The sequence below is a fragment of the Caulobacter segnis genome (genome assembly GCF_023935105.1).
Taxonomy (GTDB): Bacteria; Pseudomonadota; Alphaproteobacteria; order Caulobacterales; family Caulobacteraceae; genus Caulobacter; species Caulobacter segnis_B.
In genome coordinates, this window is sequence record NZ_CP096040.1 from 4,881,898 (window position 1) to 4,896,848 (window position 14,951).

The following is a 14,951-nucleotide window of genomic DNA, read 5'->3' on the forward strand; positions in this document are numbered from 1 at the left end:
GTATGCGTGTTCTCGAAGTCGCGACCTATCGCGGCCCTCACCTCTACGCCTCCCGCCCGATGGTGCGGATTCAGTTGGATCTGGGCCAGCTCGAGACCTGGCCGACCCAGCGCATTCACGGCTTTACGGATCGGCTGCTCGTCACGCTTCCGGGTTTGGGAGCGCATGGATGCTCCTATAAGGCCCCCGGCGGCCTCGTCATGCGGATGCGCGAGGGCACCTGGCTTGGTCATGTCATCGAGCATGTCGCCCTGGAGCTGCAGAAGCTGGCGGGCGTCGAGGTCGGACGCGGAAAGACCCGGTCGGTCAAGGGCCGGCCCGGCGTCTACAACATCCTCTACGTCTACGAGGGCGAGGCCTTGGGCCGGGCCGCCGGCCGCGCGGCCATCGAACTGGTTCACAGCGTGTTGCCCCGCGAACTGCAGGGGGTGGAGGGCCTGGACCGGATCGCGCCGGCGATCGGCGGCCTGACACCGCCTCTGTTCGACCTGAAGGCCACGCTCGATGCGCTCAAGGCGATCGCACGGCGCGGGGCGCTGGGCCCGACCACCCGGTCCCTCGTCCAGGAGGCGCGTCGCCGCGGCATTCCCGTACAGCGGCTGGACGAGCAGAGCCTTATCCAGCTGGGTTGGGGCGCTCGTCGCAAGATGCTCCGCGCCAGCATCACCGGCCAGACGAGCCACATCGCCGTCGAGACCGCCGGCGACAAGGCCCTGACCAAGAGCCTCCTGGCGGGGGCCGGCGTGCCGGTCCCGCGCGGCGGCGTGGTGCGCACGCTCGAAGAGGCGCTGGTCGAAGCCGAACGCATCAAGGGGCCCGTCGTGCTCAAGCCGCTGAATGGCAACCATGGCCGCGGCGTCAGCTTGGCCCTGGAGACGCCGGATCAGGTCCGCTGGGGTTACGAGCAGGCGACCAAGCATGGCCGGCGGGTCATCGTCGAAGAGCAATATGTTGGGCGCGACTACCGGATCCTCGTGGTCGGCGGTCAGGTCGTCGCTGTCGCCGAACGCGTCCCGGCCCAGGTGATCGGCGATGGCCAAGGCGCCGTGGCTCAGCTCATCGAGGCCGTGAACGCCGATCCGCGACGCGGGATCGGGCACGAACGGGTCATGACCCGCATCGTCATCGACGACCAGGTCATGGACATGCTGGCCCGGGCCGGCCTGTCGCTCGAGTCGGTTCCCACCGCCGGGCAAGTGGTCGCCCTGCGGGCCACGGCCAATCTCTCGACCGGCGGGACGGCGATTGACCGCACCGACGTGATCCACCCCGACAACGCCGCCATCGCCCGGCGCGCCGCTCTCACGGTCGGACTGGACGTGGCCGGCATCGACTTCATGGCCCCCGACATCACCCGGTCGGTCCGCGAGACCGGCGGGGGCATCGTCGAGGTCAACGCCGCTCCGGGCTTTCGCATGCACCTGGAGCCTTCCGAAGGGCGGCCGCGCGACGTGGCCAAGGCCGTCATCGCCGAGCTTTTCCCCCCCGGGACGCGCAGCCGCATCCCGATCGTCGCGGTCACCGGAACCAACGGCAAATCCACGGTGGTGCGCATGGTCGCCCGGATCGCGCGCGAGATGGGCAAGACCGTGGGCCTGACCAACACCACCGGCGTCTATGTCAACGACGAGAAGGTGCTCGACGCCGACGCCAGCGGCCCCAAGAGCGCACGCATGGTGCTGCGGGACCCGACGGTCGAGGTCGCGGTGCTCGAGACCGCGCGTGGCGGCATGCTTCGCGAGGGCCTGGCCTTCGATCGCTGCGACGTCGGCATCGTGCTCAACGTCTCGGCCGACCATCTGGGCCTGAAGGGCATCGACACCCTGGACGATTTGGCGGCCGTAAAGTCGATCGTCACCGAGACGGTGTCGCGCCGGGGGATCAGCGTGCTCAACGCCGACGACCCGCTGACCTTGCGCATGGCGCGCCACGCCGGGGGCCGGATCGGCTACTTCACGCTGAACGGCGGCTTCGAGATGAGCCCGTTCCTGCAGAAGCATGTCGCCGAAGGCGGCCTTCTGGCGGCGCTCGAGCCCTCGGTCCGCGGCGGCGAACTGGTGCTATACGACAGGGGCGCGCGCTGGTCGCTGATGCACGCCGACGAACTCCCCTCGACCCTGCAGGGCTTGGCTCGGTTCAATGTCGCCAACGCTCTGGCCGCGGTCCTCGCCGGCCACGGCCTGGGCGCTAGCCCGGCGATCATGGCCGCGGCGCTCGGGGCCTTCACCTCTTCGCACGCCGAGAACCCTGGGCGGTTCAACGTGCACGATGCGCATGGCTTCCGCGTCATCGTCGACTACGCCCACAACCCCGGGGCCATGCGGGCCATGGGCGAGCTGGTCGCCCAGCTGCGCCCCAGGGTCGGGCGGGTGATCGGCGTGGTCAGCATCCCGGGCGATCGTCGCGACGAGGACATCCTGGAGATGGGCGCCATCGCCGCGGAGATGTTCGACGAGCTGATCTTCCGCGAACGCCCTGACGGCCGCGGTCGCCCCTCCGGCTCGGTCCTGTCCCTGCTGACCGACGGCGCCCTTGGAACAGGCTTCCCCGACGAGCGCATCCATCGCATCCTCAGCGAGGCGCGCTCGGTCGACGCGGCCCTTCGCATGGCTCGGCCCGGCGATCTCGTCTTGGTCTTCCCCACTGCTGTCGATGCGGTGTGGAAGCAGGTCACCTCCTTCCGGCCGGCCGAACCGGGCGCGGCGTCTCTCCAGGCAGAAGACGGCCTGGCCTATGTCTGAGTGGGCGATCATCGTCCATGGCGGCGCAAAGGACATTCCGCCCGGCCAGGAGCAGGCCCATCGGGACGGCTGCCTAGCGGCGCTGCGGGCCGGTCAGGCCATCCTCGAAGGGGGCGGCTCCGCCCTTGCCGCGGTGGAGGCAGCCACGCGCGCCCTGGAAGACGATCCGACCTTCAACGCCGGCTACGGCGCGGTCGTCAACGCCAAGGGCGAGGTGGAGCTCGACGCGGCGATTATGGACGGCAAGACCCTGGCGGTCGGCGGCGTCGCTGCGGTCACGACCCTACGCCATCCGGTCTCGGTCGCCGCGGCCATGCTGCCCGAAAGGCCCGTTCTGCTGGTCGGCGATGGGGCCGAGGCCTTCGCCCGCGACCATGGCGGCGAGTTCTGCGCGCCGTCGGACCTGCTGGTCGAACGCGTCGGCGACCCCGGCTGCGATACGGTTGGATGTGTGGCCCTCGACCGTTACGGCGACATCGCCGCCGCGACCTCGACCGGCGGCCTGAGCGGGTCCCACCCCGGACGGGTCGGCGACAGCCCCCTGCCCGGCTGTGGCCTCTATGCCGACAACGCCGTGGGCGGGGTTTCGCTGTCGGGGGAAGGCGAAAGCCTGATCCGCACAACCCTGGCCGCGCGCCTGATGCGTGCGCTGGAAGCCTTGCCGCCTGGCAAGGCGATTGACGCAGCCTTGACCTATCTCGCCCGCGTCGGCGGCGAGGCGGGGCTGATCGTCATCGACACCCACGGCCGCCTCGACTGGGGCCACAACAGCGCGCGGTTCGCCGTCGCCCATGCCAGCGCCGGCCAGCCGGCCCAGGCCTTCGTCAACCGGGCCGAGGACGCCCGAAAGGATCCCTCATGAGCAATACCGGCGCCGAGGGCCCGCTGATCATCATCGGCGGCCACGAGGACAAGGAGGGCGACAAGATCATTCTCAAAGCCGTGGCCGAACGCCTGAGGGGGGGGCGCCTCGTTCTGGCGACCATCGCCTCGCACGCGCCGGAGGGCTATTTCGAGACCTACCAGAAGGCTTTCGCCTCGCTGGGCGTCACCGATCTGGTCGAGCTCTACATCGAAGATCGCGCCGAAACCCACGCCGGCGAAAAGCTCGCCCTCCTTGACGGCGCGACGGGCGTGTTCTTCTCGGGCGGCGACCAGCTGCGTATCAGCAGCCAGATCGGCGACACGCCGATCGAGGCGCGCATCCGCGAGATCTGGCGCGGCGGCGGGGTGCTGGCGGGCACCTCGGCCGGGGCGTCGGTGATGAGCGACACCATGATGGTGCGCGGCGCCAGCGCCGAAACCCACCGGATCGGCGACCTGCAGATGGCTCCTGGCCTGGGCCTCGTCCGCGACGCCATCATCGACCAGCATTTCGCTGAACGTGGCCGGATCGGCCGGCTGCTGGGCGCCGTCGCCCAGAGCCCGCGCGTGCTGGGCGTCGGCATCGACGAAGACACCGCGATCATCCTGCAGAACGACGACTTCAAGGTGATCGGCAGCGGCGCGGTCTACGTCGTCGACGCCGAGGGCGTCAGCGCCTCCAACATCGCCGAGGCTCGCGCCGAGCGCGCCCTATCGATCTTCGACGTTCGCCTGCATGTCCTGGCCAGCGGCGACGGGCTCAACCTGAAAACACGACGTCCGCATGGCCAGTCGCAGGCCTTCGACTAGACGAGGCGCTGGATGACAGCGCCGACGGCGGCGATACGCTCGACATCGCCATAAGCCTCGCGCCGCAGCTCGCCCGAGAAGATGTCCGGGTCGAGCTCCTCGTAGCTCAGGTGATAAGCCTCGCCCGCAACCATCTCTTCCAACGCCAGGCGCAAGGCGTCGATACCGCCATCGAGGATGGCGCTGCCGGTGTAGAGCACGAACTTGCCGCCGATGGTCAGACGCTCAAGAGCCTGCCTTGCCCAGTCCAGCGCCAGGCGGGCGCCATGCATGCCGCCGCCGTCCTTGTAGGCGCGTCCCGAAGCGCCAGCGACATAGGGCGGATTGGCGACGATCAGGTCGTAAGGGCCGGGCAACGCGGCCATCCCGTCGCTTCGCCGGGTTTGCGCCACCACGCCGGCGTGGGCGCTGTTGACGGCCGCCAGGTCCAGGGCGGCGTTGTTGACGTCGCCCAGCTCGAGACGGGCTCCGGGATGCAGCCGCGCGGCCACGAGGCCGCCGACGCCGGCGCCGCAGCCGATCTCGGCGATCGAGCCGACGCTGTCGCCGTAGGTCGCCTGCCGGATCAGGCGTGCGAAGCGATAGGAGTCGGGCCCCAGGAAAACGGCGTCAGCCGTGTTCGCCGGGAAGGCCGAGTGGAAGAACAGCGTCCCCGCCAGGCGCGACACGCGCAGCCGGCTAAGACAGCGGCTATCGTCCCATGCCAGGAGATCAGCCTGCTCCAGCAGCGCCAACAGGTCCGGATCAAGATTGGCCGGCGCGACCGCAAGGCTCCAGCCCAGCAGCGCGCGAAGCGGCGCGCCCTGCGACAGCCGTCTTTCCAGCGCGCGCCGGGACACCGAAGGCGTCGGCGTGACGAAGTCGTAACCGTGGGCGTCAAGCCATCGCAGGACGGCCCGCCGCGCCATGCCAGGCGACGAAGCGCCCTGCGGCAAGGCTTCCGAAATCTCGGCTCTCATCCGTAGGGTCCCTCCGATAGGGGCTCGATCCGGAGCGGAAGGACGAGCCGAGCGCGCTCTCGGGGCCTGTTCCCGCGCGGCTTGCCAATAAATCGACGTCTCGCAAGAGGTTCCATCGCTGACCGTTTGAGCTTGTCACCGAACGCCCGGCTCACGACGCGATCGACCAAGCACGGGTCGTACGTCAGGCTTCAGACCGGCTCGCTATGGAGTCGGTCGGCCACGGTCATGCGCGAGGCCTTCAGGCATCTCAGGTGGCCGGGGGGTGTCGGGCGCGGTCGCCTGACCCATCGCGCGCCAGAGCCTTGGCCGCCGCCTTTTCGGCGGCTTTGGCCGCCTTGATGCATACGCTGCGCCTGAGCGTCGGAAATTCACTCTCCCGAGATTCGTAGAAGCGCCTAAGCCTCGCCGCAGACGCTGCTGGGAAAGCCAGTCTTAAGCGCGCGGTAAACCGGGTCTTTAATACGCCGTCTGGCTATTGCAACGCTGGAGGAAGCCTCGCCGGGATCCAGGGCGAGGCTTGTTCGTAGGCGTGGCCGAGCTTGAGCACGGTCAGGTCGGCATGGTTGGGGCCGATGATCTGCAGGCCCATGGGCAGACCGTGCGCGCCGCCGAAGCCGGCGGGGACGGCCAGAACTGGCAGGCCGGCCATGGTCGCCGGCAGGGTGACTTCCATCCAGCGGTGATAGCTGTCCATCTCGACGCCGGCGATGGCCTTGGGCCAACGCGTGGCGTTCTCGAACGGAAAGACCTGGGCCGTGGGCAGCACCAAAAAGTCGAAACGCTCGAACGCCGTGCGGAAGGCCTGATAGATCCGTGTGCGGCCGACCGTGGCCGAGGCTAGTTGAGGCGCGGTTAGCTTCATGCCGCCTTCCACCTCCCAGATCGCTTCGGGCTTCATCAGCGCGCGCTTGGCCGGGTCGTCGTAGAAATCTTGCAGGTCCATGCCCACCGACCAGTGGCGCAGCGCCACCGCCGTACGCCACATCTCGGCGGCCGGTTCGGAGAGGCTGGCCGCCTCCACCTGCATGCCAATCGTCTTGAAGGCCTCGAGCGCCTTGACGCAGGTGTCGAGGACCCCCGCCTCCATCGGCAAAGCCCCGCCCAGGTCGCCCAGCCAGCCGATCCGCTTACCCTTCCAGTCCTGGTCCAGCGCCCCCGCGAAGACGGCGGGATCGTCGGGCAAGGAGAAAGGTGAGCGCAGGTCCGGGCCGGCCTGGACCGAGAGCAGCAGCGCCAGGTCCTCGACGGTTCGCGCCATGGGACCGGACGTCGCGAAGTTCTGCCAGAATACGTCACTGTTGGGGACCGAAGGCACCCGCCCGAACGACGGGCGGAAACCGAAGACATTGTTCCAGCCCGCCGGATTGCGCAGCGAGCCGCCGAAGTCGCTGCCGTCAGCCAGAGGCGTCATCCGCAGCGCCAGAGCGACCGCGCCTCCGCCGGTGCTGCCGCCGGCCGAGCGCCCAGGGTCGTAGGCGTTGCCGGTGACCCCGAACAGCGGATTGAAGCTGTGCGAGCCGAGGGCGAACTCCGGGACATTGGTCTTGCCGACGAAGATCAGGCCGGCCTTGCGCATACGCTCGACCACCAGGCTGTCGGCGACAGGGATGTTGTCGCGCAGGATCGGCGAGCCCTGGGTGCTGCGGATCCCCTTGACCGGCGCGGTGTCCTTGACCGCGTGCGGCAGGCCGTGCAGCGGGCCATGGAACCGGCCGGCGGCCGCGTCCTCGTCCATCGCCGCGGCTTGCTTCAGCAGCGCCTCGGCGTCGACGCGCGAGACGATGGCGTTGAAGCGCGGGTTCAGCCGGTCGATCTGGGCCAGATGCGCCGTTATGACCTCGCGGGACGAGAGGTCGCGGCGACGGAGGGCGGCCGCCATCTCGCGCGCGCCCATCTCTACGATCCCAGCCCCGGCCCCGGCCCGGGCGAAGGCCGGCGCGGCCAGGGCGGCCGTCGCGGTCGCCAGCACCGCCCGGCGATTCATTCCAGTGCAGGACATGATCTCGTTCCTCGTTGGCGTCACAGGTGCGCGTCAAACCAGGCCAGCACCCGCTCTTGGATGTCGGTCTGGTGAGCCGGCTCGTAGGTCCAGTGCGGCTCGCGCGGATAGCTGACCATGGTCGCCTCCTTTCCCAGCAGGCGCAGGCCCCGGTAGAAGGACAGGCCCAGGGTCACCGGCACCCGCCGGTCCTGTTCGCCGTGCAGCACCAGCACCGGGACCTTCACTCGATCGACGAACCGCACGGGCGACGAGGCGTCCATCCGCGCCAGGTTCTCGGGGGTGCGCGAAAAGAAGCCGGCCACGAAGTCGGGCGTGTCGGTCGTCAGCAGCATGGTCGAGACGTCGACCGGCGCCGCCCCGACAATGGCGGTACGGAAGCGGTCGCTGTGGGTCACCGCCCAAGCCGACAGGAAGCCGCCATAACTCCAGCCGCCGATCCCAACCCGCGCCGGGTCGGTGACGCGCTCGGCCACCAGCATGTCCAGGCCGTCCAGAACGTCTTGGAAGTCGCCACCGCCCCAGTCGTTGATCGGACCGCGCGTGAAGCCGATATCCTGGCCGTCCGAGCCTCGCGGATTGGGCAGCAGCACCGCATAGCCATGCGTGGCCAATATCTGCGCCCACTCGTGCCAGCTGCCCAGCCAGCCCGACCACCAGAAGCCCTCGGGACCCCCGTGCCCCTGGATCACCGTCTTGATCGGCGTTCCGGCGACATAACCCGGCGGCGTCACCAGCGTCCCGTAAACCTTGCGGCCGTCCTTGCTGCTGGTCCAGCTAACCTCGCGCACCTTGCCCAGCGTCCATTGGCGCACCTGCGGATTGAGGTCGGTCAAGGGCTGGGCGGCGGCCAGGCCCGGCGTCCACAGCCAGACATCGTCGGGCCGGGTCGGCGTGTCGCCGGCCATGGCCACGCGGCCGCCCTCGGCGCTGAACCCGGTCAGCCGGCCATCGAACGCCAGCAGGGTCTTGATCTGTCCGTTCACCGCGTCGATCCGCACCAGCTTGGTGCGGGTGTTCTCGAACGACTGGGCCAGCAGCGAGCGGCCGTCGGCGGCCCACTCCAGGTGATTCACGTAACCATGGTGGTCCTCGCCGATCCGCAGGCGACGATCGCTGTCGACGTCGATGATCCAGGCGCGCAGGCCGATGTACTGCTCGCGCAGCTGGGTGAACGCCAAGCGCTTGCCGTCCGGCGACCACTCGCCGGGGCCCGAGGCCTCGCGGAACACGGTCCGGGCCGCGCCGCTCGCGGCATCGATGATCACGACGTCGGAATGGTAGAAATAGTCGTTCAGGCCCGTGCTGTCGGCGACGCGCGCGGACAGCCGCTTTCCGTCCGGCGACCAGCGCGCGTCGGCGATGTTGCGGCCCTCGATCGCGATGCGGCGAGGCTCGCCACCGTCGGCGTCCAGCAGCCACAGACGCCCCAGCTCGCCCTTGTCGTCGATGATCGCCTGGTCGCGCTTCTCGGCGGCGTCGGCCTTCTGCTGGTCGGTCCGGGGATCGCCCGCGACAAAGGCAAAGGCCTTGCCGTCGGCCGACCGCGAGAAGTTGCGCACCTCGGTCGGCGAGGCCGTCAGTCGCCGGGCCGGGCCGCCACCGGCCGGTGCGATCCAAACCTGCTTGGCGGCCATCTTGCCGGCCGACGGATCGGCCTGGTTGGACAGGAAAGCCACGTCGCGCCCGTCCGGCGACCAGCGTGGACTGCTCTCCAACTGCGCGCCCGAGATCAGGCGATGGGGAGGCGCGCTGCGATCGACGGGCGCGATCCATATCGCCGATCGGGATGGCCGCTGGGTCGATAGCGTCGGCGTGACCACATAGGCCACGCGCTTGCCGTCCGGCGACAGCTGCGGGTCCGACACATCCGTCAGGCCCATGATGTCCTTGGCGACGATCGGCGTCGTCGCCGCGACGGCGGCGGGTAGGCCGCCCAGCAGCGCCATCGCGGCCACCGCCAGTGCAAATCGAAGTCCGCCGGCCATGCGCCCGCCTCAGCTCCTGTTGGGGAAAGTCTCGGCGCGCCGTGAGACAGCGCGCCGAGGTCGGGTCGCTAGCGCAGCTTCCAGTTCACCGTGACGCCGACGGTGCGGGGGCGGATGATGAACTCGCTGAGACCGGTGCCGGTGCTGGACAGGCCATAGCCGAACGCCACCGCCCGCTTATCGGTGAGGTTGGTGGCGAAGAGCGCCACGTCGACCGTTTCGAGGCTGAGGTTCAGGCGCGCGTCGAACTGGTTATAGCCGGCGACCTTGACGTTTGGCCCCTGCAGGGTCTCCGGCGCCTTGGCCAGATAGCGGTGCGACACGGTCAGGACCGGCGTCAGCGGCGCGTCGAAGCGATAGTTGACCGTGTTGGCGATCTGCCAGGGCGACGCCCCCGGCAGGCGCGTGCCGTCCAGCAGCGGCGGCGAGGCCGTCGTCACCGTCTCGGTCAGCTTGGCGTCCAGATAGGTGACGTTCGACGACAGGGTCAGCGGCGGGATTGGCCGGGCCACGACGGCCAGCTCGACGCCTTGGATCCGGGCCGAGCCGGCGTTGGTGCCATAGGTCAGGTTGTCACCCGGGCGGACCAGGCGGACCTGGATGTCGCTCCACTCGATGTCGTAGACCGAGGCGTCGACCTGCAGCTTGCCGTCCAGCCAGGCGCTGTGCGCACCCAGCTCGTAGTTCCACAGCGAGTCCGAAGCCCAGGCGGCGGGCGTGTTGAAGCCGGCCAGATCGACGACCGTGTTGGGATTGCCGAACCGGAAGCCCTTGCTGGCCAGGGCGTAGACCGTCAGGTCACGGCTGGGCCGCCAGGCCAGCGAGAACTTCGGTACGAAGCCGTCGTCGCCGGCGTTGCGGCGCTGCACCGTCTGGCCGGTCGAGCCATAGCTGATGCCGTAGCGCTGGATCTCGACCCAATACTTGGTGTCGAACAGACGACCACCGACCGTGGCGGTGACCTTGGGCAGGAACTCGTAGCTGATCTCGCCGAACAGCGCCTTTTCCGAACCTTCGCGATGGCTGTAGGTGCGGTTGAAGAGCTCGCCCTGCAGCTGGGCGGCGGCGTAGCGCGCGGCCAGCACGGCCTCGCCCTGGGGCAGGCTGCTGAGCGTGGCGACGTCGGTCTTGGTCTCCGAGTACATGCCGCCGATCAGCCACTTGAACGGACCGTCGTCGTCCGAGGCCAGACGCGCCTCCAGGGTCTTCATGTTGGTGTGCATGAATTCCTGGGACAGCACGCCATGCGGGGCGAAGGTGCGCAGGGCGCTGGACCGTGTCACGTCGCTGTCCAGCACGTGGTCCTTGGTATTGGTCGAGGCCAGGATGGTCAGGTTGGCGAAGTCGAACTTGTGATCCAGCCGCAGCGCGTGGATCTCGAAGTCGTAGTCGGTGGGCCCGGGCAGGATCGTCGATCGCGCATAGGGACCGAACGCCGTCTGCACGGTGGCGATCTCGTCCGACTTGTTCTGCTGGTAGAGGCTGAGCAGCGATAGCGTGGTGCGGTCAGTCGGGGTGAACACCACCGAGCCGCGCACGCCGTTGACCTGCAGGTTGTTGGTCGTGCCGGCGCCGAGGTTGTCGATATAGCCGGCGTCCTCGCGGGAGAAGCCCACGACGCGCACCGCCAGCTTGTCGGCGATGATCGGCAGGTTGATCATGGCCTTCACGGCGTAGCCGGCCTTGCCCGAGTGCGAGATCTTGCGGGTCGTCATCTCGGTCGCGGCGTCGTAACCCGAGGCGTCGGCGGTGTTGACGATGTAGTTGATCGCCCCGCCCAGAGAGGCCGAGCCAAACAGCGAGCCCTGCGGGCCACGCAGCACCTCCACACGATTGAGGTCGAAGGTGTCGACGTCGGGAATGCCCGAAGCGTAGCTGGGTTCGGTCAGTGGGATTTCGTTGAGGAAATAGCCGGTCGGGCCCTGCCCCTGGTCAATGCCGGCCGTGGCCCCGACGCCGCGGATGGTGACGGCCGACTGGCCCGAGGTGCCCTCGTTGAACACCACGCCCGGGATGCGGCCCAGATAGTCGGCGTTGCTCTGGGCGCCGGCCGCCTTCAGCTGCTGGCCGGTGACGGCCGAGGCGCCGCCCGCCAGGTCCTGCAGTCGCTCGGCGCGCTTGCCGGCGGTGACGATGATCTCATCGACGATGGCCGCCGGGCTCGAGATCCCCGGCGGACATGGTCTGGGGGCGGTCGGCCTCGCCTCCGGGCACGATGCTCAAGCCGCCGGAAGGCGTCCGCCGAACGCCGAGCCCGTTCCCGGCCAGCACCGCCTCCAGCGCCGCCTCGTCGGTCAGCCGCCCGCTGACGCCCGGCGAGGTCCGTCCGCGCACCAGGCTGGGGTCGTAGATCACGTCCTGGCCGCTCTTCAGAGAATAGGCGCGCAGGGCCGACGCCAGATCCTGCCGCTGAATGGCGTACGCCCGCACGGCCTGGGCCTGGGCCGCCGTCGCGGCGCCCGCCATGGTCACGGCCGCGCAACCGGCCAGCAGCAAGCCGCGTAGATCGATGGTCTTCATCCTTGCCCCCTCGAACTCAAGCGTTCAGTGACAGGGATGCAGCCGAGGGAATTCACCCCCATCGCGCCTCGAACTTTTGTGACAAAAAAGTTTAGCCCGCCCGCCTCTAGCGATGCGCCAGCACGATCCGGCCGTCGCCAGCCGTGGTGGCTCGAACCGGGAACGAGGTTGCGACGGCCTCGGCGAAGGCCTGCGGGCGATCGGTATGGAACACCCCGCTGACCGGCAAGTCGGCCAAGCCGGGATCGGCCAGCACCAAACGTGGACCGCCATAGCGATTGAACTCCGCGACCGCCTCGCCCAGCGGCGTGGATTCCAGGATGACCCGCTCCGTGCGCCAGGCCTGGACATGCGCCAAGTCGACGGCCGCGACGGTCGGCGCGACGGCGGGAACCAACCGCGCCTCGTCGCCGGGCGACAGGATGACGGCCGGCGCGACCGGTCCGGCCACGAGCTTCGAGGACGCACCGCCAGAGGCCGGCGACACCGGAAGCGGCTGGCCGGAGACGTCGCGGAAGATCGCCACCCGGCCCTCCTCCAAGGTCACCGTCGCCCGCTCGCCCTCGCGGCGCACGTCGAAGGCGGTGCCCAGCGCCCGGACCTCGTCCTTGCCGACGAACACCCGGAACGGCCGCTGGGCGTCCTTGGCCACCTGGAACCAGGCCTGGCCGTAGTCCAGGAAGAGACGCCGCTCGGCGCCGTCAAAGCGCACGCGCAGCTTGGAGCGGGTGTTGAGCATCACCGTCGAGCCGTCGGCCAGACGTAGCCGCCGCTGCTCGCCCGGCTCGGTGCGATAGGTCTTGCCCGCCAGCAGGTTCGGACCGATGACCGCCGCCGCCGCGCCGGCCGCCGCCACCGCGAGCCCGCCGCCAAGCAAAGCGCGGCGATCAAGCCGCGCGGGCTTCTCGACCTTAGCGCCCATCAGGATGGCGCGCGCTTCCGGATCGTCCGCCAGCGCCCCGACGCCGTTAAAGATGCGCGCATGCGCGTCGAACGTCGCCGCATTGGCCCCGTTGGCCGCCAGCCAGCCTTGCAGCCCCTGCTCGTCTTCACGCGTGCGCTGGTCGGAAGCCAGGCGCGCGACCCAGTCGGCGGCCGCATCCGGGCCGGCCGTCTCCGGCCCTTTTGGCCCGCCGGCGAACATCGAACTACGCTTACGCATCCTGATCCATTCGCGCCCGGACGTGACCAAGCGCCCTGCTCATCTGCTTTTCGATCGTGCCCACAGAGACCCCGAACCGCGTCGCGAGTTGAGTGTAGGTCAGGCCGTCCATTCGGTTGAGCAGAAAAACCTCCTTTGTGCGCGCCGGCAGCTCCTCGAGGACCTTGGCCAGCCGCACGAGAGCCTCCCGCCCCTCGAAAATGCGGGCTGGCGACTGCTCGCTGTCGACCAGCTCGACGGTGTCGATGTGGACATGCCGGTCTTCGCGCCGGGTCCGGGCTCGGCGGCCGCGTTCGAGATAGACGTTCGAGGCGATGGTGAAGAGATAGGCCTCGGGGCTGGCTAGGTCACCGGGATCGACCCGGCTGATGCGGATGAAAGTCTCCTGGGCCCCGTCCTCGGCCGCAGCCGGGTCCAGGCCCTTGCGCCGGAAATAGCGGACGAGCGTCTCGCGATGGCGCGTGACGAGATCCGACAGCCGCGCTCGACGATCGTCCCCTACCCTAATGTCCGTCTTCATCGGCGCTCCCCGACAAGGGCCTAACCGGACGCACCGCCCCCGCGTGCGCCGCGGCGGTCGGGCCGTGTCGATTTCGACACTCGCTTTTCCGCCGCCTCGGCCGATCCTCTTTTTCTGATCGTTGCGTCCAGTCCTCGGGCGCCCGCGTTCCTCTGGCAACCACAGTTTTTGACTTCGCGGGCGCCCATTGCCCGTCTGCTGCGCATCCCCGTGAGCCGTCTTCGCCCGTAGGTTGGGTTACAACCGGATCTAGACGGCGACGGGCGCCGCCAGACGTTCGCGCGCCGTCAGCAGGCCGAAGAGGTCCCGCGGATCCTCGGGCGAAGCCAGCAAGTTCAGCCGCGCCCCGTCCCCGGCCTCCAGCATCCGGTCGCGCAGATAGCGCAGGGCCGAGAAGTCCTCGATCGCGAAGCCCACCGAATCGAAGATCGTGATCTGGTCCGCGCCGCGACGGCCAGGCGCCTGGCCGGACACCACCCGCCACAGCTCGGTGACGGGGAAGTCGGGCTCCAGTTGCTGGATCTCGCCCTCGATGCGGGTCTGCGGCGCGAATTCCACGAACACCTCACCCCGGCGCAGGATGTCGGCCTGCAGCTCGGTCTTGCCGGGGCAGTCACCGCCCACGGCGTTCAGGTGCACGCCGGCGCCGACCATGTTGTCGGACAGGATGTGGTTCTGAGCCTTGTCGGCAGTGACCGTGGTGATGATGTCGGCGCCCATGACCGCCTCGGAGGCCGACGCCGCCACGAAGATCTCGAAGCCACGCCCCTGCATATTGGTGATGAACTTGCGCGTAGCGGCGGGATCGACGTCGTAGACGCGCAGACGACGCACGCCCAGCACGGCGCGGAAGGCGTGGGCCTGGAACTCCGATTGCGCGCCCAGGCCGATGATCGCCATCGTGGCGGCGTCGTCCCGCGCCAGATGGCGCGCGGCCATGGCCGAAGTCGCTGCGGTGCGCAGGGCCGTCGTGATCGTCATCTCCGCGATCAGCTCCGGATAGCCGGTGCGCACCGAGGCCAGCACCCCGAATCCCACAACCGTCTGCAGTCCCAGGGCGACATTGGTCGGATGGCCGTTGACGTACTTGAAGGCGAAGGCCTCGCCGTCGCTGGTCGGCATCAGCTCGATCACCCCGTCCGCGGAATGACTGGCCAGGCGCGGCGACTTCTCGAACGCGCCCCAGCGCTGGTAGTCCTCTTCGACATAGCCCGCCATCTCGGTCAGCACGGTCTCGAGGCCGATGCGCTCGACCAGGTTCACGACGGCGTCGACATCCATGAAAAGCACTGGCAGTTCTCCGGTTTCGAATGACGCGAACACTCTAGTTGCGCGCCATGACCGGCGGGATGTGCATTCTCCTTGTCATTTCGACGAGATTTTTG

General features: G+C 69.0%; 11 protein-coding genes. 3 read left to right on the forward strand and 8 right to left on the reverse strand.

All coding sequences use genetic code 11. The annotated features are described in order from the left end of the window. The first annotated feature begins 2 nt into the window (after nt 1-2). From cphA to MZV50_RS22750, 3 genes are read left to right on the forward strand one after another with little or no spacing between them, the layout of a single operon-like run. On the forward strand, nt 3-2,741 hold the full coding sequence (gene cphA, locus MZV50_RS22740) for a cyanophycin synthetase (RefSeq protein WP_252631609.1): 2,739 nt from the start codon (nt 3-5) through the stop codon (nt 2,739-2,741). Further along, nucleotides 2,734-3,603, forward strand: a complete 870-nt coding sequence (locus MZV50_RS22745; RefSeq protein ID WP_252631610.1) for an isoaspartyl peptidase/L-asparaginase family protein — start codon at nt 2,734-2,736, stop codon at nt 3,601-3,603. The genes cphA and MZV50_RS22745 overlap by 8 nt, the downstream gene beginning before the upstream one ends. Beyond that, the gene (locus tag MZV50_RS22750; RefSeq protein WP_252631611.1) at nt 3,600-4,415 is read left to right on the forward strand and encodes a cyanophycinase; all 816 of its coding nucleotides are present in this window, start codon (nt 3,600-3,602) and stop codon (nt 4,413-4,415) included. Before MZV50_RS22745 ends, MZV50_RS22750 begins: the two co-directional genes overlap by 4 nt. Here the strand turns inward: MZV50_RS22750 and MZV50_RS22755 are convergent. From MZV50_RS22755 to MZV50_RS22790, 8 genes are all read right to left on the reverse strand, one after another. Continuing rightward, nucleotides 4,412-5,374, reverse strand: a complete 963-nt coding sequence (locus MZV50_RS22755; protein ID WP_252631612.1) for a methyltransferase — start codon at nt 5,372-5,374, stop codon at nt 4,412-4,414. The genes MZV50_RS22750 and MZV50_RS22755 overlap by 4 nt on opposite strands. A gap of 475 nt (nt 5,375-5,849) precedes the next feature. After that, on the reverse strand, nt 5,850-7,376 hold the full coding sequence (locus MZV50_RS22760) for an amidase (RefSeq protein WP_252631613.1): 1,527 nt from the start codon (nt 7,374-7,376) through the stop codon (nt 5,850-5,852). A 20-nt stretch (nt 7,377-7,396) separates the two neighbouring features. Continuing rightward, on the reverse strand, nt 7,397-9,364 hold the full coding sequence (locus MZV50_RS22765) for an alpha/beta hydrolase family protein (RefSeq protein WP_252631614.1): 1,968 nt from the start codon (nt 9,362-9,364) through the stop codon (nt 7,397-7,399). 68 nt (nt 9,365-9,432) lie between these two features. After that, entirely contained in the window at nt 9,433-11,532 is a 2,100-nt protein-coding gene (locus tag MZV50_RS22770; RefSeq protein ID WP_354668953.1) for a TonB-dependent receptor, read from the reverse strand. Further along, a complete protein-coding gene (locus MZV50_RS22775; protein WP_252631615.1) occupies nt 11,504-11,884 on the reverse strand; it encodes an STN domain-containing protein in 381 nt (126 codons plus the stop codon). Before MZV50_RS22775 ends, MZV50_RS22770 begins: the two co-directional genes overlap by 29 nt. A gap of 106 nt (nt 11,885-11,990) precedes the next feature. After that, nucleotides 11,991-13,046 (reverse strand): FecR family protein, encoded by a 1,056-nt coding sequence (locus tag MZV50_RS22780; RefSeq protein ID WP_252631616.1) that lies wholly within the window; start codon nt 13,044-13,046, stop codon nt 11,991-11,993. Then, complete coding sequence (locus MZV50_RS22785) at nt 13,039-13,566, reverse strand: RNA polymerase sigma factor (protein ID WP_252631617.1); 528 nt, start codon at nt 13,564-13,566, stop codon at nt 13,039-13,041. Before MZV50_RS22785 ends, MZV50_RS22780 begins: the two co-directional genes overlap by 8 nt. A 249-nt stretch (nt 13,567-13,815) precedes the next feature. Continuing rightward, nucleotides 13,816-14,847: an ornithine cyclodeaminase gene (locus tag MZV50_RS22790; protein ID WP_252635299.1), complete on the reverse strand. Its 1,032-nt coding sequence runs from the start codon at nt 14,845-14,847 to the stop codon at nt 13,816-13,818. Nucleotides 14,848-14,951: the final 104 nt, after the last annotated feature.